This is a genomic window from Micromonospora sp. C97, assembly GCF_018070385.1.
Taxonomy (GTDB): Bacteria; Actinomycetota; Actinomycetes; order Mycobacteriales; family Micromonosporaceae; genus Micromonospora; species Micromonospora parva.
In genome coordinates this window covers 27,578-52,777 of the sequence record NZ_JAGPXU010000035.1, presented here as the reverse complement: position 1 = coordinate 52,777, position 25,200 = coordinate 27,578, and the positions used below count along the sequence as shown (strand labels likewise).

At 71.9% G+C, this 25,200-nt stretch carries 20 protein-coding genes; 17 read left to right on the top strand and 3 right to left on the bottom strand.

The genetic code is table 11. The features are described from left to right. Positions 1-410 precede the first annotated feature (410 nt). From KBX26_RS29365 to KBX26_RS29335, 7 genes are all read left to right on the top strand, one after another. On the top strand, positions 411-1,433 hold the full coding sequence (locus tag KBX26_RS29365) for a polysaccharide deacetylase family protein (protein ID WP_210866879.1): 1,023 nt from the start codon (positions 411-413) through the stop codon (positions 1,431-1,433). Positions 1,434-1,529: 96 nt separating this feature from the next. Beyond that, positions 1,530-2,489: an acetamidase/formamidase family protein gene (locus KBX26_RS29360; RefSeq protein WP_210866878.1), complete on the top strand. Its 960-nt coding sequence runs from the start codon at positions 1,530-1,532 to the stop codon at positions 2,487-2,489. A gap of 62 nt (positions 2,490-2,551) precedes the next feature. After that, entirely contained in the window at positions 2,552-3,970 is a 1,419-nt protein-coding gene (locus tag KBX26_RS29355) for a WGR domain-containing protein (protein WP_210866877.1), read from the top strand. 55 nt (positions 3,971-4,025) lie between these two features. Next, entirely contained in the window at positions 4,026-5,129 is a 1,104-nt protein-coding gene (locus tag KBX26_RS29350) for an endonuclease domain-containing protein (RefSeq protein WP_051708786.1), read from the top strand. Further along, positions 5,126-5,824 (top strand): hypothetical protein, encoded by a 699-nt coding sequence (locus KBX26_RS29345; RefSeq protein ID WP_030336277.1) that lies wholly within the window; start codon positions 5,126-5,128, stop codon positions 5,822-5,824. The genes KBX26_RS29350 and KBX26_RS29345 overlap by 4 nt, the downstream gene beginning before the upstream one ends. Next, the gene (locus KBX26_RS29340) at positions 5,821-9,057 is read left to right on the top strand and encodes an ATP-binding protein (protein ID WP_210866876.1); all 3,237 of its coding nucleotides are present in this window, start codon (positions 5,821-5,823) and stop codon (positions 9,055-9,057) included. Before KBX26_RS29345 ends, KBX26_RS29340 begins: the two co-directional genes overlap by 4 nt. A gap of 9 nt (positions 9,058-9,066) precedes the next feature. Then, entirely contained in the window at positions 9,067-9,399 is a 333-nt protein-coding gene (locus tag KBX26_RS29335) for a putative quinol monooxygenase (RefSeq protein ID WP_210866875.1), read from the top strand. 30 nt (positions 9,400-9,429) lie between these two features. Here KBX26_RS29335 and pdxY read toward each other — a convergent pair whose 3' ends face one another. The 3 genes from pdxY to KBX26_RS29320 all read right to left on the bottom strand — a co-directional run bounded on the left by pdxY (position 9,430) and on the right by KBX26_RS29320 (position 12,419). Further along, positions 9,430-10,281 carry a pyridoxal kinase PdxY gene (gene pdxY / locus KBX26_RS29330; protein ID WP_030336272.1) on the bottom strand — a complete coding sequence of 284 codons (852 nt, stop codon included), beginning with the start codon at positions 10,279-10,281 and terminating at the stop codon, positions 9,430-9,432. A 173-nt stretch (positions 10,282-10,454) separates the two neighbouring features. Then, on the bottom strand, positions 10,455-11,249 hold the full coding sequence (locus tag KBX26_RS29325) for a trypsin-like serine protease (protein WP_030336270.1): 795 nt from the start codon (positions 11,247-11,249) through the stop codon (positions 10,455-10,457). A gap of 153 nt (positions 11,250-11,402) precedes the next feature. Further along, positions 11,403-12,419, bottom strand: coding sequence for a LacI family DNA-binding transcriptional regulator (locus tag KBX26_RS29320; protein WP_210866874.1), 1,017 nt, complete (start codon positions 12,417-12,419; stop codon positions 11,403-11,405). A gap of 259 nt (positions 12,420-12,678) precedes the next feature. Between KBX26_RS29320 and KBX26_RS29315 the strand changes: the two genes are divergently transcribed. The 10 genes from KBX26_RS29315 (at position 12,679) to KBX26_RS29270 (ending at position 25,183) form a co-directional block, all read left to right on the top strand. Then, a complete protein-coding gene (locus KBX26_RS29315; protein ID WP_210866873.1) occupies positions 12,679-15,033 on the top strand; it encodes an AbfB domain-containing protein in 2,355 nt (784 codons plus the stop codon). Positions 15,034-15,421: 388 nt separating this feature from the next. After that, positions 15,422-16,714 (top strand): cytochrome P450, encoded by a 1,293-nt coding sequence (locus tag KBX26_RS29310; protein ID WP_210866872.1) that lies wholly within the window; start codon positions 15,422-15,424, stop codon positions 16,712-16,714. Positions 16,715-16,967: 253 nt separating this feature from the next. After that, the gene (locus KBX26_RS29305; RefSeq protein ID WP_210866871.1) at positions 16,968-17,450 is read left to right on the top strand and encodes a helix-turn-helix transcriptional regulator; all 483 of its coding nucleotides are present in this window, start codon (positions 16,968-16,970) and stop codon (positions 17,448-17,450) included. Positions 17,451-17,703: 253 nt separating this feature from the next. Continuing rightward, on the top strand, positions 17,704-20,103 hold the full coding sequence (locus KBX26_RS29300; RefSeq protein WP_210866870.1) for a nitrate- and nitrite sensing domain-containing protein: 2,400 nt from the start codon (positions 17,704-17,706) through the stop codon (positions 20,101-20,103). A 16-nt stretch (positions 20,104-20,119) separates the two neighbouring features. Then, a complete protein-coding gene (locus tag KBX26_RS29295; protein WP_030336260.1) occupies positions 20,120-20,524 on the top strand; it encodes a roadblock/LC7 domain-containing protein in 405 nt (134 codons plus the stop codon). Positions 20,525-20,576: 52 nt separating this feature from the next. Next, positions 20,577-21,770, top strand: a complete 1,194-nt coding sequence (locus KBX26_RS29290; RefSeq protein ID WP_030336258.1) for an ABC transporter substrate-binding protein — start codon at positions 20,577-20,579, stop codon at positions 21,768-21,770. Then, positions 21,767-22,663 (top strand): branched-chain amino acid ABC transporter permease, encoded by an 897-nt coding sequence (locus tag KBX26_RS29285; RefSeq protein WP_210866869.1) that lies wholly within the window; start codon positions 21,767-21,769, stop codon positions 22,661-22,663. Before KBX26_RS29290 ends, KBX26_RS29285 begins: the two co-directional genes overlap by 4 nt. After that, complete coding sequence (locus tag KBX26_RS29280; protein ID WP_156057879.1) at positions 22,660-23,673, top strand: branched-chain amino acid ABC transporter permease; 1,014 nt, start codon at positions 22,660-22,662, stop codon at positions 23,671-23,673. The genes KBX26_RS29285 and KBX26_RS29280 overlap by 4 nt, the downstream gene beginning before the upstream one ends. After that, positions 23,670-24,413, top strand: coding sequence for an ABC transporter ATP-binding protein (locus KBX26_RS29275; protein ID WP_036412301.1), 744 nt, complete (start codon positions 23,670-23,672; stop codon positions 24,411-24,413). Before KBX26_RS29280 ends, KBX26_RS29275 begins: the two co-directional genes overlap by 4 nt. Further along, positions 24,413-25,183, top strand: coding sequence for an ABC transporter ATP-binding protein (locus KBX26_RS29270; RefSeq protein ID WP_030336254.1), 771 nt, complete (start codon positions 24,413-24,415; stop codon positions 25,181-25,183). Before KBX26_RS29275 ends, KBX26_RS29270 begins: the two co-directional genes overlap by 1 nt. Positions 25,184-25,200: the final 17 nt, after the last annotated feature.

Sequence of the window (25,200 nt, the reverse complement as noted above, 5' to 3'; positions counted from 1 at the left end):
AAATCCGGGCGGACATCGACCGGGATGACTGTAACATCTTCTGTTCACAACCTTTACTATTCCGGTGATGACCGGGTGAGGGCGGGCCCGGCGACCGACGACCGGTACTTCCAGGCACTTTCCGGAGCACAGCGCCCCTGACCGCGTCGACCCGCGAGACCGGGATGCCGCGAGAACTCGGACCCGATCACGACATGCCTGGCCAACACCCGGATGCGCGCCTGAGTTGTTCCGGTGATTTTCCGGAACTTGTTGACGTGTTGGAATTCTCGCTGTAATACTCCGATCCACTGAGGTCAATGCGATCGGCTTCGCTGTGGTATCGGCTCCAGCTACCCACCCATCCACACCTGTCCGGACTGTGCTGCCCGCATCCAGGGCGTGTCCGGGTCTGCGCGAAGGGGCACCAGATGAGCAGGCTCTTCCCCCGCACGGCGCTGTGGTCCCGGCGGTTGCGCGCGGCGCTCGCCGTCCTCGCCACCGCGGTCGCCATGTGCGGTGTCGTCCTCGCGGCCACCTCGACCCCGTCGAGCGCCGCCACCTGCAACGGCTACGTCGGCCTCACCTTCGACGACGGTCCGACCGGCAGCACCAGCGCGCTGCTGAACGTGCTGCGCGCCAACGGCGTACGGGCCACGATGTTCAACGTCGGGCAGAACGTCCAGAACAACCGGTCGGCCGCGCAGGCCCAGGTGTCCGCCGGCATGTGGGTCGCCAACCACAGCTGGAACCACGCCCACATGACCTCGATGCCCCAGGCGCAGATGCAGTCGGACCTGTCCCAGACCAGCTCGGCGATCCAGTCGGCGACCGGCAGCCGACCGGTTCTGTTCCGGCCGCCCTACGGCGAGACCAACTCCACCCTGCAGTCCGTCGCGTCGTCACTGGGCATGCGTCAGGTGATCTGGGACGTGGACTCCCAGGACTGGAACGGCGCCAGCGTCAGCCAGATCGTGGCCAACGCGAGCCGGCTCCAGGCCGGTCAGGTCATCCTGATGCACGACGGGATCCAGAACACCCGCGACGCGATCCCCCAGATCATGGCCAACCTGACCAGCCGCAACCTGTGCCCCGGCATGATCTCGCCGTCCACCGGCCGCGCCGTCGCGCCGGACGGCACCACGCCGCCGCCCACCACCACCCCGCCGCCCGCCGGCGGCACCTGCACCGCGACCGCCGCGACCACGAACGTCTGGGGCGACCGGTACAACACGTCGGTCACTGTCAGCGGCGCCAACACGTGGACCGTCGTCGTGGCCATCACCTCACCCCAACGGATCTCCACCGTCTGGAACGGCACCGCCACCTGGGACAGCAGCGGCACCGTCATGACGATGCGGTCCAACGGCAGCGGCAACACCTTCGGCTTCACCACGATGACCAACGGCAACAGCAGCGCCCGCCCACAGATCCGCTCCTGCACCTCGGGTTGACATCGCCCAGGTTGAGACGTGCGCGGTGGGTGCGCCCGGCACCCACCGCGCACCTGGCGGCCCGGCGCGCGGACCAGCCGCCACTAGCCTGCACTGATGCGACACACCCTCATCCCCGGGGATGACAGCCTGCACGGCCACTTCTCCCCCGATCTCCCGCCGGTGCTCACCATCGACCCCGGCGACACCGTCACCTACCGCACGCTGGACTGCTGGTGGTCCGCCGGCCCGTACCCCGGCGGGCCGAACCGGGACCGCCCCCGGGTCGCGCAGCACCGGCCCGACCACGGACACGCCCTGATCGGTCCGGTCGCGGTCCGCGGTGCGCGCGCCGGCCAGACCCTCGCGGTACGCATCGACGCGATCACCCCGGCCACCTGGGGAACCACGGTGGCCGGCGGCTGGCCGAGCGTGTTCAACCAGCGCTACGGCGTGCAGGAACAACCTGTGGTGCACGCCTGGACGCTGGACCCGGAGACGATGACCGGCCGCAACCAGCATGGCCACTCGGTCGCGCTGCGGCCCTTCATGGGAGTGCTCGGCATGCCACCCGCCGAGCCGGGACGACACTCGACGATCCCGCCGCGCCCCTACGGCGGCAATCTGGACTGCCGGGACCTCACCGCCGGCAGCACCCTGCTGCTGCCGATCCCGGTGGACGACGCGCTGTTCTCCGTCGGGGACGGTCACGCCGCACAGGGTGACGGCGAGGTCGGCGGCACCGCGATCGAGTGCCCGATGGACGAGGTGACGTTGACCTTCGACGTACGCGACGACTTCCCGGTCACCGGTCCGGTGGCCCGCACCCCCGACGCGTGGCTGACCCTGGGCGTCGGTGCCTCCCTCGACGACGCCACCTTCACCGCCCTGGAGTCGATGCTGACACTGATGCAGCGGCTGCACGGCCTCAGCCGCGCGGACGCGGTGGCGCTGGCCAGCATCGCTGTCGACGTACGGGTGACGCAGATCGTCAACCAGACCGTCGGCGCGCACGCCGTCCTCCGCGACGACGCGCTGCGATTTCCGCACGCCGATTCTGTCGGAGGTCGCCGTTAACGTGTGGTCACTGTCGCCGCGCCGGCCGGATCTGGCCGCTCGCTGACCCTCGGAGGCCCCCCATGTCCCAGGAGACGACCTACCTCGAACTGTCCGAAGTGGACGGTGCGCACAAGTTCTACGAGGTCATCGTCGACAACGCCACGCTGACGGTGCGCTACGGCCGGATCGGCGACCAGGGGCAGGTCAAGGCGAGCGCCTATCCGGACAACGCCCGGGCCCGGGCCGCCGCGGCGAAGAAGATCGGGGAGAAGATCCGCAAGGGCTACGCGCCGGCCGTCCCCGGCGTCCGTCAGAAGCGCACCGTGTCACGGCGGCAGATCGTGAGCACCCGCTCCACCGCCCACACCGCCCCGGTGCTCTGGCGCTACGACTCCGGTGCTCCCGCCTTCGGCATCTTCGTCGACGGGCAGCACTGCATGGTCGGCAACGAGCACGGCGTCATCACCACGCTCGACCACGACGCCCAGGTGCGCGGCCAGGTCCGCCTGCCCGACGGGGTGAAGTGCATCGTCGCCGACGACGCCTGGATCTACGCCGGCTGCGACGACGGCAACGTCTACGACCTGTCCGGCAAGGTGCCCCGGGTGGCGTACGCGATCGCCCCGGAGATCGACATCTACTGGCTCGACATCCACGACGGCGTCCTCGGCGTCTCCGACGCCGACGGCGGGATCACCGCCGTCGACCACGAGGACGAGTTCCTGTGGCGACGCCCCGGGCGGGGGCGTTCGGCCTGGATGGTGCGCTGCGACGACAACGCCATCTACCACGGCCATTCGCAGGGCGTGACCGGCTACGAGTGGCGTACCGGCGGGGAGCTGTGGCACACCAGAACCGGCTCGGTGCTCTTCGGCTGGCAGGAGCAGGGCAGTGTGTTCGCCGGGACGGGCACCCGCGAGGTGGTGCGGCTGTCCAAGTCGGGTCGGCACGAGCGCACCTACCGCTGCGACGCCCCGGTCTTCTCCTGCGCCACCGCCGAGGGCGGCCGGTACGTCTTCGCCGGTGACAGCCAGTCCTCGATCTACTGCTTCGACTCGGCGGGCACCCGGCTGTGGAAGCTCGGCACCGGCTGCGGCTCGGCGTACTCCATGCAGTACCACGACGACCGGCTCTACGTCGTCACCACCGGTGGGCACCTGGCCTGCATCGACGCGAGCGAGCCGGCGATCCGCGCGGCGCAGGCCGGGGACGTGCCGCAGGTGCGCGACATCAAGGCCCCCCGTCAGGCGCCCCAGCCGGTGCAACCGACGATGGTCGAGGTGACCAGCGACGCGGGCGCGGGCGTCGTGGTGCAGTGCCTGGACGATCGGGGGCGGCTGCGGGTTCAGGTGCTGTCCGACGGTTACCGGCGCGACTGGTCCGTGCAGTTCCCCAAGGGGATCCGCGAGCCGGGCGCCCGCTACCTGGTGACCGAGGTGCGGGAGTCCAGCCGCGGTGGCTACTACCGCGCGTACGGCGACATCCGCCGGCTGCGCTGACGGCGAGCACACCGAGGGGGCCCGGTCGGGCCCGCCTCTGTCGTAGGGTGCCGGCATGGCGCACCCCGTCCGGGCCAACGGCGACGCCATCGGTGCCTGGTGGGCAGCCCCACCGACGCGGCGGGTGAGTCACCTGCCGGGCGTCGACCCGGAGTTGCTGCGGGTGGCACTCGACCCGTTGCCGGCGGCGGCGCCCGCGATCGTGCACTACCGGCCCACGCTGGTGGGTCCGCTCGGCGACCTCGTGGACGCCCTGCTCGACCAACTCGACACCGCGGCCCTCACGATGTTCCCCCGATGGCTGACCGGGGCCGACCATGTCGACAGCGAGGGCAGCCTCGGCATGGCGGCGGTGCGCGCCCTCGCGGCCCGCACCGCCGCCCGCTCCCGACACTTCGGCCCGTTCCTGGCCGACCTCGCCGAGCGAGGGCTGCGCGGTCCGCGCCACCCCGCCGGCCGGTCCCGCTTCGCCCCCGGGGTACGCGCCGCCGGGCTCGCGCGGGTGATCGCCGAGGCGTACCACCGGGAGAGTTGCCTGCTCATCGTGGCCCTGCCCGATCTGGAGGCGGACGCCGAGCGGACACTGGTGGCCGCCGCCGAGTGGCTGGTGCGGCACGGCGACGTCACGGTCTGGTTGGCCGGCGGGCCACTGCGCCATGCCGACCGGGTGCGGTCGGTGCCGCTGCTGCTGCCGCCACGATTCGCCGAGCTGACCAGCACTATCGAACGGCTTCCGGCCACCCCCGCCGAGCCGGGGTCGACGGTGTTGGCCTGGCCGCCGATCGCGGGCGTGCCGCGCGGCGACAGCGCCGCCGAGCAGGCGTTGGAACGCGCGCTCGCACCGCACGACTGGGCCCGCGGCCGGCGGTGGAACCAGACCTACGAGTGGCATGTCCTGGGTACGGCGTACCGACTGGATCTGTTTTGGCCCACGGAGGGTCTTGCGGTCGAGGTGGACGGCCCGGAGCATCGTGGGCGAATCGCTTTCGCCAACGATCGGCGGAGGGACGTGCAGCTGCAACTCCTCGGGCTGGACGTGCTCCGCTTCACCAACGAGCAGGTCCTCACCGACGCGCCGGCGGTGGTCGACGGGATCCGTCGGCTGCTGGCCCGGCGACGCGCGGGCGGCACGCACCCCCACGGAGATGAGACATCATGACGAGCCCGGCGGACGTCCCGCACCTGACGCCGAACCAGATCAACGCCCTCGTGGTGCTGATGGTCGAGGCGCGCCGACTCACCAACGTCGAGCTGAAAGAGCTGGCCGGTTTCACGCTGACCGGTAAGGACAACACGAAGCTCGTCGACCTGGGCCTGGTCGACACCGATCGGACGCACCGACCGTTCGCCCACGAGCTGACCGACGAGGGCTGGCGGGTGGCCCGTCAGCTGCACAGCTCCGCGCCGCCCAAGCAGGGCGGCTCGACCACGCGGTCGCTCTTCGTCGTGCTGTCCAACCTGCACCGTTCGCTGGACCGGCTGCGGGTCAGCCACGGCGACTTCTTCAAGCAGACCGGGGCACCGGCGCTGGCGGCCAGTGAGCCTCGGCACGAGGCACCGGCCCCCGCTGCGGTCACACCGGTGCCCGCAGCGGAGGTCGAGGCGCTGGTCCGGTCGGCGTACCGTGATCTGGCCACCGCCCCGGGCGCCTGGGTCGGCCTCGCCGACGTCCGCGAGCAGCTCGCCGACACCGACCGGGATGCCCTGGACGCCGCGCTGCGGGCGATGGTCGGTCGGGAGGACGTCCGCATCATTCCGGTGGCGAACACCAAGTCGCTGACCGCACGGGACCGGGCCGCGGCCGTCCGCATCGGGAACGAGGACAACCACGCCCTGGCGATCGGCCCGGCATGATCTCCGACGACCAGCGGGCCGCGCTGGAAGCGGTGAGTCTCAACCCGGCGGTCACCCCGGACGACGTCTGGCGACCCAGCCCGCACAACGTGCCGGAGCTGCACGAGAAGGTGGCCGCCGAGATCCTGCGCGGGGTGGCGCGGGCCCGCACCGACGACACGAGCATGCCGCTCGGGGTGGCCATGCAGGGCCGCGCGGGCGCCGGCAAGACGCACCTGCTCGGGGCGGTGCGCGAACGGATCCAGCGCGACGGTGGCTACTTCTTCCTGGTCGACATGGTCAGTGGCAAGACGTTCTGGGAAAGTGTGGCCCTGGCCCTGGTGGAGGGGATGGGCCGCGCCCATGTCGGCTGGGGCACCCAGCTGAAGACCTTCCTCCGTAGGCTCACCCCGCAGCTCGGCCTGCCGGTGGAGGTCCGCGACGCGGTCGCCGGGGCCCGGCCGGTGACCCGCGCCCAGCTCGACACCTTCATCTGGGCGCTGCGTGAGCGCGATCGGGAGGTCGGGCGGGACGCCCAGGACACCGCTCGGGCGCTCGTCCTGCACGGTGCCGTCGACTTCGAGGCGCAGGACGTCGGTTATGCCCACCTGATCTCCGAACCGGGTGACCCGGCGGCGCGGGCGGCGTGGGGGTTGAGCGCCGCGATCCGCACGCCGCAGCAGGTCGTGCAGGACATCTCCCGGCTGATGGCGCTGACCCTGGACCCGACGGTCATCGCCGTGGACCAGCTCGACACGCTGTTCGCCCAGACCAGCACGTCACTGCTCAACCAGCACCAGGGGCTGGAGGACGGCCAGGCCAAGGTGCTCGGCCCGATCGCCGACGGCCTGCTCAAGCTCCGCGACATCACCCGCCGCACGCTTGTCGTGGTCTCGTGCCTGCCGGACACCTGGGTGCTGATGACCCGCACCGCGCCCACCCCGGTCGGCGACCGCTTCCGCACGGCGACCCTGCCGGACCGGATCCCCACCCCGGAGATCGGGCAGGCGATCGTGGCGAAGCGTCTCGCCGCCGCCTTCGCCGGCCCACGCTTCGTGCCACCGCACCCCACCTGGCCGATCGCACCCGCCGCCTTCGCCGACGCACCCACCCTGACCCCACGCGCGCTGCTTCGCCGGGTGGACCGCCACCTCGCCTGGTGCCGGGACCGCGACGAGGTGGTCGAGCTGGACCGGCTCATCGACGGCGCCGAGTCCACGCCGGCGGTGAGCGCCGTCCGTGCCGCTTCCGGTGACCCGACGACTGACGAGCGCCGCCTGCACGAGTTGGACGCACGGTTCGCCGATCTGGTCGCGGCCGCGGACGTGTCGGCCGCCGTCGACCCGGCCGGCGAGGACGTGCACATGCCGCCGCTGCTCGCCGCCGGCCTGGCCGCGTGGATCGCCGAGCAGGCGCCGACCGGCGCCACCTACAAGTACGATCCGCCGCCCGGTCGCAAGCCCGCGCTGCACGGGCGGCTGATCGAGGTGCTCGACGAGGCCACCGAGAACGAGGCGCACTGGTGCTTCCGGGCCATCGCGCACCCGAATGCCATCGCCGTGACCGCCCGGGTCAAGGCGGCGTGCACCCTGGCCGGGTTGGACCGGGACCTGCCCCAACGGCGGTTGGTCCTGCTGCGCAATGGTCCGTGGCCGACCGGGAAGCGTACGACCGAGGTGTTGACCGGTTTCGACGCGGCCGGCGGTCTGCGGTGCGCCGTGCCGGAGGCGGACCTGCGGGTCTTCGCGGCACTGCGGGTGATGGCGGCCGAGCCGTCCACGGCGTTGCAGGAGTGGCTGGTGGCCCGCCGTCCGGCCAGCGGCACCGAGCTGTTCCGGACGGTCCTGCCCGGGCCCGACGGGACGCGCGGTGCGGCCGGGTCGACGACGCCCGACGACGGCGAGCCACCGTCGGGTGGCCCCGGTCCCGACGCCGCGGACACGCCGGTCGGCGAGGTGGCAGCCGGTCAGTCGAGCAGCTCGGCGCCCGCGGACCCGGTCGACCCCGCTGTCGACGAGGGCGGTCGGGCCGTCGGGCTGGGGCGGACCGTCGACGGTGGTCACCCGTTCACGGTGCCCCTGGAGTCGCTGCGCCGGCACGCCGTGGTGTTCGCCGGCTCGGGCTCGGGCAAGACCGTGCTCATCCGTCGGCTGGTCGAGGAGTGCGCCCGCGCGGGTGTCTCCGCGATCGTTCTCGACCCCAACAACGACCTGGCCCGGCTCGGTGACGCCTGGCCCGACCCGCCCGACGGCTGGGGCCCCGGCGACGCCGAACGGGCCACCGACTACCTCGCGCACACCGAGGTGGTGGTCTGGACGCCCCGGGTCACCGCCGGTCGGCCGCTGAGCTTCCAGCCGCTGCCCGACTTCACCTCCCTGCGGGACTGGCCGGACGAGTTCGACCAGGCCGTCCGCTCCGCCGTGGAAGCGCTCGCGCCTCGGGCCGGCGTGGACCGCTCCAGCCGGCTCGCCCAGCAGGGCAAGGCCGTCCTCACCGAGGCCCTCCAGGCGTACGCGCGAAGCGGGATGGTGGGCCTGCCCGGCTTCACCGAGTTCCTCACCGATCTGCCCGACGGGGTCAGTCGGCTGGCCCGTGCCGGGAAGCTCGCCGAGGAGTTGGCCGAGGCGCTCAAGGCGGCGATGGTCACCGATCCCCTCTTCGGCGGGGTGGGCGCACCTGCCGATCCAGGGCTGCTGCTGACACCGTCGGCCGGGCGACGGGCCCGGGTGTCGGTGATCAGCTTCGTCGGCCTCACCTCCGATCAGGAGCGGCAGAGCTTCGTCAACCAGTTGCAGATGGCGCTCTTCGCGTGGATCAAACGGCACCCCGCCGGCGACCGACCGCTGGGTGGGTTGTTCGTGATGGACGAGGCGCAGACGCTCGCGCCCTCGACCGCCACCACGGCCTGCACCGCCAGCACGATCGCGCTGGCCTCGCAGGCCCGCAAGTACGGGCTCGGGTTGGTCTTCGCCACGCAGGCGCCCAAGGGTCTGCACAACCAGATCTCCGGCAACGCGACCACGCAGTTCTTCGGGCTGCTCAACGCGCCGGCGCAGATCGACGCGGCCCGGCAGCTCGCCGAGGCCAAGGGTGGACGGCTGCCGGACATCGGCCTGCTCAACAGCGGTGAGTTCTACGCCGCCGGGGAGGGATTCTCGTTCGTCAAGGTCCGCACCCCGCTGTGCCTGACCCACCACCCGAAGGCGCCGTTGACCCCCGAGGAGGTCGTCGCCCGGGCCCGCCCGGCTGGGTAGCCTGAGGCCATGATCTTCATTACCGCCAAGTTCCGGATCCGGCCCGAGCACGCCGACCGGTGGCCGCAGATCGCCGCCGAGTTCACCGAGGCGACCCGCGCCGAGCCGGGCTGCCTGTGGTTCGACTGGTCCCGCAGTGTGGACGACCCGACCGAGTACGTGCTGGTCGAGGCGTTCCGCGACGACCAGGCCGGTGCGGCCCACGTGCAGTCCGCCCATTTCCGCGCGGCCCAGGAGACCCTTCCGTCGCACCTGGCCGAGACCCCGCGCATCGTGAACGCCACGGTGCCGCAGGAGGACTGGTCGCTGCTCGGTGAGATGGCCGTCCCCGAGGGCCGCTGACCGTCGCCGACCCGTGCGGCCCGACCGCCGTCAGCGCAGCCGGCGGGCGGCGAAGCGGGTCGGCGGGTCGGCGATCACGTCCTGCGCCGCGATCAGCTGGATCTCCCGGGTGCCGGCCGCGACAGTCGCCTCGAGCACGGCGTAGACGGAGGCGATGGTGCGTTCCAGCGCGGTCGCGGGTGAGCCGGTCGTGCACAGGTGCGCGAGGTACAGCGCCGCGGTGACGTCGCCCCCACCGTTCGGGTTGATCGGCAGCAGCGGTGTGGTCACCGCCCAGGCGCCCTCGTCGGAGACCGCCACCACCTCCAGCGAGTCCGGCGGCAGGTCGCCGTGCAGCACGCTGGTCACCAGGACGTGCCGTGGCCCGTTCGCGCGCACCACGTCGACAGCGTCGAGCACCTCGGCCAGCGATGTCGTCGTGCGGCCGGCGAGGAAGTCCAGCTCGAAGTGGTTCGGCGTGATGATGTCCGCACGGGGCACGACGGTGTCGCGGAGGTACTCCGGAATTCCGGGCCGGACGAACATGCCCCGGCCGGCGTCGCCCATCACCGGGTCGCAGCAGTACACGGCGTCCGGGTTGGCGGCCTTCACCGTCGCCACCGCGTCCAGGATCACCGCGCCCACCGCCGGGTCGCCCTGGTAGCCGGAGAGCACCGCGTCGGCGTCGCCGAGGACCCCGCGGTCCCCGATTCCGGCGATCACCTCCGCCACGTCCGCCGCGGGGAGCGTCGGGCCCCGCCATGCGCCGTACCCGGTGTGGTTGGAGAAGTGCACGGTCAGGACCGGCCAGACCTCGTGCCCGAGGCGTTGCAGCGGAAAGGCCGCCGCCGAGTTGCCGACGTGGCCGTAGGCGACCGACGACTGGATGGACAGGATCTTCACCGGCCCATCATCGCCGCTGCGGCCGGCGTCGCACTGACGGCCCGCCGTTTCTGTCGGGTGGCCCACTCGCCGCCCGCCCGTGGGCACGACGCGAACGGGCGGCCCGGACCGTGCCGTCCGGACCGCCCGAGTGGGCGTGCGGTCAGCCGCTCAGGCTGGCCGCGGTCGTACGGTCAGCCGCCGAGGCTGGCCGCGGCCGAGGCGATCGACGAGGCGAAGTAGCTCACCTGGGTGTAGACGCCGGGGTAGTTGGGCCGGGCGCAGCCGTTGCCCCAACTGACGATGCCGACCTGGATCCAGGCGTTGTTGGCGTCGCGGCGGAACATCGGGCCACCCGAGTCGCCCTGGCAGGTGTCGGTGCCGCCGCTGGCGTAGCCGGCGCAGATCTCCTGGGCGGGGATGAGGTCGCCGCCGTAGTTGGCGTTGCACACGGAGTCGCTGACGAACGGCACCGTCGCCTTGAGCAGGTACCGCTGCTGGCCGCCGCCCTCCCGCGCGGCACCCCAGCCGGCGACGGTGAAGGTGCCGCTGTCGTACGCGGTGGTGGTGGCGATCGGCAGCGTGCTCAGCCCGGTGACGGGGCTGGCCAGGCGGATCAGCGCCCAGTCACGGCCCGCGCCGTTGTAGCCGGGGGCCCGGTAGACGTAGTTGGACCGGACGGTGATCCGGCTGGACGACTGGAGGTCGACCGTCCCGAGCGTCGCGGTGATGCTGGTGTTGGTGCCGGTCGAGCCCACGCAGTGCGCCGCGGTGAGCACCAGCCGGGGGCTGTACAGCGCCCCGCCGCAGCCCATCGAGAGACGCACCATGAACGGGAACTCGCCCTGCGCGGCGCGGGTGCCGCCGACGACGGTCGGCGTCACGGGGCTGTCGGCCGCGGCGGCCGGCGCGGTGAGGGTGAGGCTGGCCGCGGTCACCGCGGCCAACGCGGTGGCCAGCAGGCCAGTGAGGGTACGCCAGCGAACCATGCATTCCTCCGCATCAGGGTGGCGCGCCTCGTGAGCGCACCGCAGTCGAGATAGCGGTCATCATATTGAGAGTTATGGATCTCGCGGGTCATCCTCTCTGGGTCGTACCACCGGCGTTATGGATCTCGCCCGGTGCGCCGGTGCGACCGGTTGTCAGCCGCCCGGGGTGCCCGTGCTCTCCCGGCGGATGAGGCGGAACGGTGTCTGCACGCTCAGCGGCCCCGCGACCTCCGCGCCCTCGATGCGGGCGACGAGACGGCGTACCGCGAGACGGCCGATCTCCCTCTTGTCCGGGGCGATGGTAGTGAGGGTCGGTGCGCTGAACCGCCCGTCCTCGATGTCGTCGATGCCGACCACCGCGACGTCCTCGGGAACCCGGTGGCCGGCCTCGGCCAGCGCCCGCAGCGCGCCGATGGCGACCAGGTCGTTGTAGGCGAACACCGCGTCCGGCCGGTCACCGCGAGCGAGGAGGTCGTGCATGGCCCGCCTGCCGTCGAGCCGGCCGAACGCGTCGGTGCGGGCGACCAACAGCGGTCGGTACGGCAGGCCGGCCGCCGCCAGGGCCTCCCGGTAGCCCCGGACCCGCAGGTGGGCCGACTGCCGGTCGCCGCCAGCGGTGGCGCCGATGAACGCTATCCGGCGACGGCCGATCGCCACGAGATGCCGGATCGTCGCGTGGCTGGCCGCGACGTTGTCGATGGCGATGTGGTCGTGCGGCACGTCGTAGACGCCCTCACCGATCAGCACGAGCGGCCCGCCGGCGGTGCGGGCCAGCACCTCCTCCCGGCCGATGCGCACCGGGCTGAGGATCAGGCCGTCGATGACGCGCTGCCGGGTGCCGTCGAGGAGCGCCAGCTCCGCCTCCCGGTCGGCGGCGGTGTTCTCCATGACGAGGGTGTAGCCGAGCCCGGCGGCCTCGGAGATGGCGATCTCGGCGAGTTCGGCGAAGTAGGGGTTGGTCAGCTCCGGGACAGCCAGGGCGATCAGGCCGGTGCGACCGCGGCGCAGGTGCCGGGCACCGAGGTTGGGGCTGTAACCGAGTTCGTCGATCGCCTGCTGCACCCGTTGTCGGGTCCGCTCCCCCACCGGGCGGTACCCGTTCACCACGTTCGAGACAGTAGCCAGCGAGACACCGGCGCGCTGGGCGATGTCCTTCAGGCTGACGCCCATCCACCACCCTTTCGCGACGTCGACCGGCGGGCCGGCCGGGCATCGACGAACAAGCATTGACGGGACGCCCAGCGCGGCTCTATAACGTTATACAGGCGAAGACAGATGTCAATATGCCGACCACCGTCGGCGGGTGGAGATCCCACCCGACGTCCGTCGCTGACGCCCGTCCCCCGTCAATGACCACCCGATGCCCACCACCCACGCGCTTCGGGCCTGGCTGCACCGCCCGTGGCAACCCGCCCCCCTCGGAGACGGCATGACACGTCACGTCCCCATCCGCCCCGCCCTGCCCCTGCTGCTCGTCCTCGCGGTGGTGGCCGGCTTTCTCGCCGCGCCCTCCTCGTCGGCGTCCGCCGCACCGGCCAAGACGCCGCCACTGACCACCCCCTGGACCAGCCAGGCCCTCGCCGGCACCCCACTGCCCGAGTACCCGCGACCGCAGATGACGCGGCCGGACTGGCTCAACCTCAACGGCGAGTGGCAGCTACGCCAGTCGACCACCGACGACGCCCCGCAATTCGGCACCAACCTGCCCGAGCGGGTCAACGTGCCGTTCCCGGTGGAGAGCGCCCTGTCCGGCATCCAACGGGCCGCCAACGACAACCGCAACTACCTGTTCTACCGACGCACCGTCACCATCCCGGCCAACTGGTCGGGCCGGCGGACCCTGCTGCACTTCGGTGCCGTCGACTGGCAGAGCACCGTCTGGGTCAACGGTGTCCGGGTCGGTGCGCACACCGGTGGCTACGACGCCTTCACCTTCGACGTGACTGCCCAGCTCACCGCCGGGGCGAACGAGATCGTCGTGAAGGTCTGGGACCCCACCGACACCCGGCAGAACGGCAGCCTGCCCGCCATCGGCAAGCAGACCAAGACACCCGGCGGGATCTTCTACACCCCCAGCTCCGGCATCTGGCAGACGGTGTGGATGGAGCCGGTGCCCGCCGCCTCGATCAGCAGCGTGGACCTCTACCCGAACCTGAGCACCAACACCGTGCGGGTCCGGGTCTTCACCAGGGGCGACGTGAGCGGCCACAGCGTGCTCGCCGAGGCGCTGAACGGCGCCACTGTGGTCGGCTCGGCCACCGGCGGCTTCACCGAGTTCACCGTGCCCGTGCCCAACGCGCGCCGCTGGTCACCCGACGACCCGTTCCTCTACAACCTCCGGGTGACGGTGCGCAACGCCGCCGGCGCCGTGGTGGACCGGACCACGCACTACTTCGGCATGCGCGAGATCACCACCGGTCTCGTCAACGGGGTGCTGCGCCCCAAGCTCAACGGCCAGTTCGTGTTCCAGGTCGGCACCCTCGACCAGGGCTTCTGGCCGGACGGGCTCTACACCGCGCCGACCGACGCCGCGCTCGCCTTCGACCTGCAGAAGCACAAGGACCTGGGCTTCAACATGGTGCGCAAGCACATCAAGGTCGAACCGCAGCGCTGGTTCTACCACGCCGACCGGCTCGGCCTGCTGGTCTGGCAGGACATCCCGTCGCTGACCGCACAGGACGTCGACCCCACCGACGCGCAGCAGGCGCAGTTCGAGGCCGAGGCGCGCGAGATCGTCGACGAGCACCGCAGCTCACCCGCCGTGATCGCGTACACGCCGTACAACGAGGGCTGGGGCGAGCGGTCCCTCGCCGACACCCGGCGGGTCGCGCAGAACATCAAGAACCAGGACCCGACCCGTCTGGTCAACCCGCACAGCGGCCACAACTGCTGCCAGTCCCTCGGCAACCCCGGCAACGGCGACATCGACGACTGGCACGTCTACCTCGGGCCGGACTCCCCCGTACCGTCGAGCACCCGGATCGCCGTGCTCGGTGAGTTCGGCGGCCTGGGCCTGCACACGCCGGGGCACGAGTACAGCCCGAACGGTCAGTTCTTCGCCTACGAGTGGCAGGCCAACTCGACAGCGCTCACGGACCGCTACGTGGGGCTGGTGCAGGGCAGCCAGAACCTGATGCTCGGCAAGGGGCTCAGCGCCTCCGTCTACACCGAGATCACCGATTTGGAGGGTGAGCTGAACGGCTTCCTCACCTACGACCGGCGGGTGATCAAGATGGACCAGGCGCGGGTGCGCGCCGCCAACACCGCACTGATCAACGCCTCGAAGACCATCGGCAGTTCGGGGCCCGTCGCCCTGCCGACCAACACCCGCCGATCGTTGCAGGTGACCACGCCCGGCTTCACCAACCGTTACCTGCGCCACCAGGACGGCCTGGCCTACACCGAGGTGGTCGACGCCGCGAGCCCCAGCCTGCTCAAGGCCGACGCCACGTACACCATCCGCCCCGGCCTGGCCGGCACGGGTTGCTACTCGTTCGAGTCGGTCAACTTCCCCGGGCAGTACCTGCGCCACCAGAACTCCCGGGTCCGCAACTCGCCGGACGACGGCTCCGCGTTGCTGCGCGCCGACGCCACCTGGTGCGCCCGTACCGGGCTGACCGGCACCGGTGTGTCGCTGGAGTCGTACAACTTCCGAGGTAAGTACCTGCGGCACTACAACGCGGAGGTCTGGCTCAGCAACGGCACCGGCGGCGACGCGTACAACACGCCGACGTTGTGGACCGCCGACAGCACCTGGAGCATCGCCGCTCCATGGGCGCCCTGACCGGGTCGTCACGACCCGACGTGCGGGGGGTTCCGGCCTGGGCTGGAACCCCCCGCACCGTTGTCACCGGCCCGGCGGCGTCACTCGTCGTCCCGGGGGTCGTTTCCCCGGTCATGAGGGGAATCGGCGAGTCGATTGCACCGTCCGACCGGGTCGGCTTTTCCGGGCAAGGGCCGTGCCGCAAGTTGCATCCCGCCAGGTTCGCCCGGCTGTTGCAACACGCAATCAGGCCGAGCAATAAATAGACGAAAACCAATCTTGACTTGTACGCCTGGCCAGCGCACCGTAAAGGGCCAGAGGCAGATGAGCGCCATTATCGGCATCGCCGAAGTGGATCGCCAAATGGGGGCGCTGCCGGTTTCGCGCCGCGTGCGTCAGGAGGCTTTCCATGCGTCTGAATCCCTTCAGTAGGGTCTATCTCACCGACCCGGCTGGCGTGTGGCGGCGCATTCTCGACGATCCCGACGGCGCGCACTACGCCGAAGATCTGGACCTGTGGTTGATCAGCAGACACGCACACGTCCGGCGGGCCCTCGCTGACGCCGCGACATTCGCCAATGCCCTCACCCTCGTTCCGGTCTACGAGGTCTGCCCGGCGGCACTGAGCGTGATCATGCAGATCGACGCGCCACCCACGACGGCCGCCGCGGACCCACCGACGCACCCACGCACCCGCCGGGCCCTGCGGGCGACCTTCGCGAACACCGCCGAGCGGGTCGAGGCCGAGTACGGGGCGATCGTCCGGCGAAGGGTCGAGCAGCTGGTGTCCCGTCTCGCCGCCCGCCAGGGCGAGCAGGTCGACCTGGTCCCGGACTTCGCGACCGAGCTTCCCCTGCTGGTGGTCCTGGACATCCTCGGGGTGCCCGACGCGGACATCGGGCGGATCCGGAGCTGGGCGGACGGTCAGATCGCCCTCATCTGGGGGCAGCCCGACCCGGCCGAGCAGGTACGCCTGGCGCAGGGCCTGCTGGAGTTCTGGCACTACTGCGAAGAGCTGGTCCGCCGACGGGTGGACAGTGGACAGCAGGGCGACGACTTCATCAGCCGGGCCCTGACCTACCGCGACGACGACGACAGCGTCCTGACGGTGCCCGAGGTGGCGAGCCTTGCCTTCAACCTCCTGGTCGCGGGGCACGAGACCACCGCCGGGTTGCTCGCCCACACTCTCGACCAGGCCCTGTCCGACCCCCGGCGGTGGTCGGCGATCGCCGAGGATCCGGGGCTCGTCCCCGCCTTCGTGGCCGAGACGCTCCGGTTCGCGCCGGCCATCGACGGCTGGCTCCGGGTGACCACCCGCGACGTCACAGTGGGTGCGGTGACGATCCCCGCCGGCGCACGCTGCCTGCTGTTGATCGGCGCGGCGAACCGGGACCCGGCGGCATTCCAGGACCCGGACCGGTTCGACCCACACCGACCCGATGTGGGCAACCACCTGTCGTTCGGTCACGGTCCACATTTCTGCATCGGCGCGGGATTGGCACGACTTGAGGCCGGCATCGCCATCAGCCGACTCGCCCAAACCATTCCCGGCCTCCGACTGTCGCCGGAGCAACATCGTTCATACAAACCCAATGTCGCGTTTCGTGCGCACCGCAGACTGCTCGCGACAATCGATATCCCGGCGTCCTCGGACGAGCCGGTGGCACGCGGTGGCGCGACGGCCGAAGTGCGCGCCGGCTGAGCGCCGGCGATGTCGACCTACCGACGGGTCGAGGGGTGGGGACGTGCGAGGGTTGTCCGCTCCGCCCGGCGCATCTCCGTGCCGGCACCGGTCCGGCCCGCGCCGTTCGCGCTTTGCCCGACGATCCATGCCGGTGAACGTCTTCACACCCACCGCATCATGGGTTAAGAATTGCTCTCTGCGAATGTCCCGCTCATTGGCCGGCCTCGATCCCTCATCGGTCGCTGAATGTCCGTTCCACGAAGGTGAGCGCATGGAGCACACGTCCCCGTCGAGCTCGGCTCACTCCGCGGCCAGTCAACGGTTCCGGTGGGAGTTGCGCAACTGTCGCGTCAAACGGGGCCTGACCCAACGGGCCCTGGCGGATCTGGTGCGGTTCAGCCGGGAGACGGTCGCCGCGGTCGAGTCAGGTCGCCGGTTCGGCAGCCACGAGTTCGCGCTGCGCTGCGACGACGTGCTCGGCACCGGCGGACGACTGGCCGCGCTCTGGCCGCAGGTCGCGGCCGAGCAGCTGGCAGCCGACGGTCGCCGGGGCCCGCGCGGGTCGGAGCCGGCCCGGCTGGATCGGCGGGTGCCGCGTCAGCGTGGGCGGCGCGACGCGCGGGACCCGGAGGCCGTCGTGGACGCGATCGACGAGTTGCGCGAACTGATCGGCCAGGTGCTCAACGGCCAACCCGAACCGGACGACCCGCAGCGGCGGCACCCACCGGTCGGGCCCCCCGACAACCAGCGCTGACCCGGCGGATCCGCCACGACCGCGCGGCGTCACCGGTCGCTGACGTTGGGTACAGATGCTGGTACGGGCAGTTTGTACCACGGCCAGGTCTGGTCTACGAGCGCGGCTTCCGGCCGAATGGGACTTGCATTCGGCAACGTGCGGATAGACCGTCATCGACGAGTCGTGGGAGTCAATCTTGGCGTCGAGCACCCGGTCCCACGCGGCCAGACCCTACCCGACGCGCCGACGCGGCTGGAAGATAGCCGGTCGGATGCGCCTCATCGTGGCAGCCCCGCTCATCGCGGTGATCGGCTTCGCCGGTCTCGCACTGACCGAGAGCGCCCGTCAGACGGCCCGTGCCAGCGACCTCCAGCTCCTGACACAGGTCGGTGCCGAGGCCGGCGACCTGGCCCACCGCCTGCAACGCGAGCGCATCGCCGCCGCCGACCTGCTCACCTACGCCCGGCCGGAGCAGCAGGACGCCTTCGTCGCGGAGGTGGCCGCCACCGACGAAGCCGTCGCCCGCTACCGCGCGCAGCGAGGCCGGCTGTCCGCCGACAACGACGCCAACCCCGAGCTGATGCGGCGCATCGACGCGGCGCTGAACGGCCTCGCCCCGCTGCGCACCCAGGTCCGCACCGCCACCCACGCGTCGGTGTCCGCGATGACCTTCAGCTACCGCATCGCCATCGCCGACCTCATCAACCTGCGGGAGAACGTCTCCCACGGCGTGGTGGACGCCCAACTCGCCGACGGGATCCGCGCCTCGGCAGCACTGTCGAAGACGGCCGAGGCCATCGGTCAGCAGCAGGTGGCGGTGCTGCGCGCCGTCGCGGGCGGCGAGCTGACCCCGGCCATGCAGCAGGACATCACCGCGGCCCGCACCAGCTACACCGAGTCGAGCCTGTCGTTTCTGGCGCTGGCCCCACCCGAGTGGAGCCTCTGGTGGGAGCAGGCCGGCACCGGCAAGGAGGCGCTCGCCCTGCAACGGATGCAGGACGAGGTGTCCCGGGCACAGCCGGGGTCGCAGCTGAAACTGGAGACCGACGACTGGGTGTCCACCACCCAGACGCGCGCCACCCGCCTGGCCGACCTGCGCGCCCGGGTCGACGACGCGGTCCGCGACGACGTCCGGGCCGCGCACGCCGACCAGCGCCGTCGGGCCGTGGCCGAGGCGGCCGGCGTCATCCTGGCCCTGATCCTGACCGCGTTGGTGACCTGGGCCGTCGCCCGGCAGATCACCCGACGGCTACGCCGCCTACGGGACGCGGCAAACGCCGTGGCGTTCGAACAGCTTCCCGCCGTGGTGGCCCAGCTCCAACAGCCCGGCAGCGCCACCGTCGACCCGCAGAAGCTGGCCCACCAGCAGTCCAGTGCCGCCCTCGAACCGTCCAGCGACGACGAGATCGGCGAGCTGGGCCAGGCCTTCAACGCCGTGCACCAGGCGGCTGTGCGGACCGCCGCCGAACAGGCCGTCATGCGCGCCAACACCGCCGACATCTTCATCCACCTGAGCCGCCGCGAACAGCGGCTGGTCGACGCCGTCCTGGCCCAGGTCGACCTGGTGGAGCGGGACGAGACCGACCCCGACCGGCTCGACCAGCTGTACACGCTGGACAACCTGGCGACCCGGATGGGCCGGATCAACGCCAGCCTGCTGGTGCTCGGCGGTGTCGGCGTGGGTCGTGTACGCCAGCGCGACGTCCCGCTGCAACAGGTGCTCCAGGCGGCGCTGTCCCAGATCGAGCACTACGCGCGGGTCCGGCTCGGCATGATCGACGGGGACGTCGCGGTGGCCGCCAAGACCGTCGACGAGGTCGTGCACCTGCTCGCCGAACTCATGGACAACGCCACGACGTACTCGCCACCGGGCAGTGAGACCTGGGTGAGCGGTCGGAGCCTGGGCGACCGCGTCATCGTCCAGATCAGCGACGAGGGCGTGGGGCTGTCCGCACAGCGGATGCAGCAACTCAACGAGCTGCTGGCCCACCCACCGGCCATCGACGTCGCCGCCGTACGGGCGATGGGGCTGGTCGTGGTGGGTCAGCTCGCGGCCCGGCTGGGCGCCACCGTCCAACTGCGACGCGGTCCCCGACGCGGCGTCCTCGCCGAGGCGACACTGCCCGCGGCGGTCATCCGGTCCCTGCCACCGGAGGAGTACCTGCTCGCACCCGGACGCCTGTCGCGGCGAGCGGCGCGCACGGCCAACCCGCCGCCGCCGTACCAGCCGCGCCCCGAACCCACCGCCGGACGCCCGGCGGCGGAGCGGACCCTGCCGGCGGCGCCGGTGTTCCGGTCGGCTCCCCCACCGCCGGACCGGGGTGACGCACCCACCGAGGAGCTCCTCATCTTCGAACAGGTCAACCACTGGTTCCAGAGCGACGTCGTCGACGTCCCGAACGGTCAGAACGGCCGGCAGTGGTCCAGCCCCGCCGACGACGCCTGGCGTACCGCCGCCCAGGCGCAGACCCCCGAGGTCGCCACCACCACCAACTCCGGCCTGCCCAAACGGCAGCCGCAACGGCACCTCGTGCCCGGCGGTGTGACAGTGCCCCAGCAGCAGCAACGGTCCGAGTACCGCGACCCGGCGCAGGTGGCGACAGCGATGGCCGCGTACGCGCGGGGCGTGGCGAACCGACGGCGCACCCCGATCAACAGCGGCAACTCATGACGCGACAGGAGAGCACGTGAGCGACCAACAGGATCTCGGCTGGCTGCTGGACAACTTCGCGGCGCGCGCGGCCGAGGTCAGCCACGCGATCGCCATTTCCAGCGACGGCCTGATGGTGGCCGCCACCCGCGACCTGCCACCGGACCGGGCCGACCAGTTGGCCGCCACGGGTAGCGGGCTGGTCAGCCTGCTGCGCGGGGCGGCGGCCTTCTTCGACGCCGGCGCGGTGATCTCCAACGTCACGCAGCTCGAGGGCGGGTTCATGTTCTCGATGGCTTTCAACGACGGCGCCTCGCTGCTGGTGCTCGCCGCCCCCGAGTGCGACGTGGGCAAGGTCTCCTACGAGATGACCGAGCTGGCCAACCGGATCGGGGACGCACTGACCCCGGCTGCCCGAGCGGCGCTCGCCCGCACTCGCTGACCACCCCGGCACCCCCACGCCGGAGACCCTTCCCCTTCCTCTGGAGTCAGACATGCCTCTCACCACGCCTTGGCGCAGCCGTGCCCTCACCGCCGCGCTGCTCGCGGCCGTGCTGACCACCGGTACGGCCTGCGGCGACGACGCGCCGGGCCCGAGCGCCGGCGGCTCGATAAAGATCGGCCTGCTCGCGTCGCTGTCCGGGACGTACCAGGCCGTCGGTACGGAGATCCGCGACGGCTTCCAGCTCTACCTGGACACCCACGACGGCAAGTTGGGCGGCCGGCAGGTCGACCTCATCGTCGCCGACGAGGGCAACGGCGCCCAGACGGCCGTCCCGGCGGCGACCAAGCTGCTCAAGCAGGACCGGGTGTCGGCGCTCACCGGCATCGTCGGCGGCGGCTCGGTCGCCGGAGTCACCCCGGTGCTCAACGAGACCAAGGTGCCACTGGTCGGCTCGAACGGTCGGCCGGAACTCAAGGACGTCTCCCGCATCTGGCACACCTCGTACCTGTCCGACGAGCCCGGGGCGGCGATCGCCCAGCACGTCCGCGACAACGTGAAGGGCTCCGTGTACGCGATCGGCCCGGACTACCAGGGTGGTTGGGACGAGCTGCGCGGTTTCACCGACGCGTTCAGCAAGATCGGCGGGAAGCTCGCGAACGCCGACGGCAAGACGACCTTCACGCCGTTCCCGGCCACCACGAACTTCCTCCCGTACTTCGCCCGCATCAAGGCCTCCGGCGCGGCGGCCGTCTACACCTTCTACGCCGGCAGCGCCGCCGTCGACTTCGTCAAGCAGTACGCGCAGTCCGAGATCAAGGACATCCCGTTGTACGCGGCCGGGTTCCTCACCGAGGGCGGGGTGCTCAACGCGCAGGGCGACGCCGCCCGGGACATCTACTCGGTGCTCAACTACTCGCCGGACCTGGACAACGCGGAGAACCGCGCCTTCGTGGCGGCGTGGAAGGCGAAGCACGACGGTTCACCGACGACCTACGCGCTCGCCTCGTACGACGCGGCGGCGGTGCTGGACCGGGCGATCGGCGCGGCCGGAAGCGACCCGACCCCCGAGGCCATCAACACGGCCATCGGCCAACTCGGCCAGATCGCCAGCCCGCGCGGCACCTGGCAGTTCTCCACCACCACGCACTCCCCGGTGCAGAAGTGGTACCTGCGGCAGGTCCGCCAGGACGGCCGGGCGCTGTCCAACACCGTCGTGGGTGACCTCGCGACCGTCGGCCGGTGACAGCGGTGGCGTTCGGCACGAACCGGATCGACCCGTACCTGATCCCGGCGTTGGACGGAGTCGCCTACGGGCTGCTGGTCTTCGTCGCGGCGTCGGGCCTGGTCCTCTGTTTCGGCGTCGCCAACATCCTCAACCTGGCGCACGGCCTGCTCTACGCGATCGGCGGGTACACCGCCGCGGCGCTGCTCGACGGTGGTTGGGCGAGCCTGGCGTTGGCGTTGGCGGTCGGGGTGCTGGCCGCCGCCGCGGCGGGGGTTCTGTTGGCCGGTCTGCTCACACCGGTCGCCACCGGCAGTCACCTGAGTCAGGCGCTGCTGACGTTCGGGGTGGCGCTGGCCGGCGGCAGCCTGCTCGTCGCCGGCTTCGGGCCCGACGACCCGCAGGTCCAGGTGCCCGCCACGCTGGAGGGGTCGGTGATGGTCGCCGGTCACCGCTACGCCGCGTACCGGTTGGTGTTCATCGTCGTCGCGGCGGTGCTCGCCGCCGCGCTCTACCTGGTGGTGCGACGCACCAGGGCCGGGATGCTGGTCCGGGCGGCCGTCGACGACCCGGAGATGGTCGCCTGTCTGGGCGTGAGCCCGGCGCGGATCCGGGCCGGTGTGCTCGCCGCCGCCGGTGCGCTGGCCGGCGCGGCCGGGGTCCTCGGCGCGCCCATCATCGGCCCCGGCACGGACACCGCCGACACCGTGCTGCTGCTCTCCCTGGTGGTCGTCGTCCTCGGTGGTCTCGGGTCGATGGCCGGCACCCTGCTGGCCGCGCTCGCGATCGGCGAGATCCAGACGCTGGGCGTGGCGTTGCTGCCGGCCGCCGCACCGTTCCTGCTGTTCGCCGCCATGGCGGCGGTGCTGGCGGCGCGGGCGCGCGGCCTGGCCGTCAGGTGGCGGACGGCATGAGCGGCGAGGTGATCCGACGGGCACGCGGTGCCGTCGCGGCGCTCGTCCTGGTGGGCCTGGTCGTGGCGCCCTGGGTGGTCGACGACTACACCACGGCGCTGCTCGCCCGGACGCTGGCGCTGGCCCTGGTCGGGGTGAGCGTGGCGCTGCTCACCGGCGTCGCCGGCATGCCCACCCTCGGGCAGACCGCACCGTACGCGGCGGGCGCCTACGCCTGCGCCGTGGTCGGCAGCCGGGTCTCCGACGTCGGCGTGGTGCAGCTCGTCGTCGCGGCGGGCGCCGGGGCGCTGTTGGCCGCGCTCATCGTGCCGCTCGTCGTGCACGCCCGGGGGGTGATCGTCCTGATGATCACCCTGGCCATCGGCGAACTCGTGGTCGTCGTCCTCGGGCGCTGGCGGTCGGTGACCGGTGGCACGGACGGGCTGGCCGGTGTCCCCGCGGTCCGCCCGTTCTGGGGGCTCCCGGCGCTCGCCAGCGACCAGGGTCGCTACCTGTACGCCCTGGTCGTCGTGGCCACGCTTGTCGGCGCGGTGCTGGTGCTGCTGCGTACCCGCGCCGGGCTGGTACTGCGGGCCGGCCGCGACGACGAGACGCGGTTGCGCGCCAGCGGTCACCGGGTGGCGGTGCACCTGTCCGGCGCGCACATCGCGGCCGGGGCGATCGCCGGAGCCGCCGGGTCGGTCCTGGTCGTCGCCCAGCAGTACATCTCCCCCGCCGATTTCGGCTTCGACACGTCGGCGCTGCTGCTGCTCGGTGTGGTCATCGGGGGCACCGCCTCGGTGGGCGGCGCCCTGGTGGGCGCGGCGCTGGTCATCGCCGTCCGGGACTGGTTGTTCGGGGTGCTGCCCGGCCACGCGCCACTGGTGCTGGGCGCACTGTTCGTGGCGACTGTCTACCTGCTGCCCACCGGGGTCAACCGGGCCCGGTCTCGGCTGTCGGAGGCCGCTGCGCCACAGCCGGACCCGCCCGCCGCCCAGGAGCGGGCCACCGTCGGGGAGGTGGGCCGATGACCGGCCTGCTCGACGCCCAGGAGGTGAGCGTGCGGTACGGCTCACTCGCCGCGCTCGACGGCGTGGACCTGTGCGTCCACGACGGTCAGCGGCACGCGCTGATCGGCCCGAACGGGGCCGGCAAGAGCACCCTGCTCGACGTGCTCGGTGGGTCCACGCGGCCGCAGCGCGGCACGGTGCGGTTCGCCGGACGGGACATCGGTCGGCTCGGCCCGGCGGGCCGGGCGCGGCGGGGCATCAACCGCATCCACCAACGACCGGCGGTCTTCGCGACGCTGACCGCGGCGGAGAACGTGGTGGTGGCCGCGCTGCCACGGGTCATCCCCCGCCGCCGGTGGTGGCCGGCCGGACGTCGGCGCGCCGCGCAGCAGCTGGCCGGTCCGCTGCTGGAACAGATGGGGCTCACCGCCGTCGCGGCGGTGCCCGCCGGGCACCTCGCGCACGGGCAACGACGCCAGTTGGAGATCGCCATGGCCCTGGCCGGTCGCCCCCGCCTGCTGCTCCTCGACGAACCGGCGGCCGGGTTGTCCGCCGTCGAGGTCGGCCGACTGGTCGAGCTGCTCCAGGCGTTGCCCCGGGCCGTCGCCGTGCTGCTCGTCGAACATCGACTGGACCTGGTGTACGCCCTCTCCGACACGGTCACGGTGCTGCGCGACGGTCGGACCCTGGCCGCCGGCACACCTGACGAGATCCGTACCTCGCCGCTGGTGCGGCAGGCCTACGCGGACGGGGTGGCGTGATGCTCACTGTGGATCGTCTCTGCGCCGGCTACGGCGGGGGAACCGTCCTGCACGAGGTCACCCTGCGGGTGCGCCAGGGCAGCATCCAGGCCGTGGTGGGCCGCAACGGGGCGGGCAAGAGCACGCTCGTGCACACCATCGCCGGGCTGGTCCGCCCGTCCAGCGGTCGCATCGAGGTCGGCGGGGTGCACGTCGCCGGCCGGCAACCGCACCGCATCGCCCAGGCCGGCGTCGGTCTGGTACCGCAGGGCCGGCGGGTCTTCTCCCGGTTGACAGTGGCCGAGCACCTGCACCTGGCGGCCGCGCCGTGGCGGGCCCGCACCTCCGGCGGCGAGGGCTGGACGGTCGCCCGGACCCTGGACCTGCTGCCGAGGCTGGCGGCGCGGCTGCGACACCGCGGCTGCGAACTCTCCGGCGGCGAGCAGCAGATGCTGGCGATAGCCCGTGCGCTGCTCGGCCAGCCCCGGGTGCTGCTGCTCGACGAACCGTGCGAGGGCCTCTCGCCCGATCTGGCGGCGCGGGTCCGCGAGCTGGTCAACAATCTCGCCGCCGACGGCCTGACCGTGCTGCTGGTGGAGCAGCAACTCCAACACGCCATCGAGATCGCCGACCGGGTGGCGGTGCTGGAGTACGGCCGGATGGTCTACGACCGGCCGACAGTGGAGGCCCGCCGCGATCCGGCCCCGCTGGCGGCGATGGTGAGCATCGCCGCCGTCGCGCCGCCCCCACCCAACCGACCGACCCCTCGGCTGTGGGCCGACACCCCGTAGGCACCCGACAGTGCTCG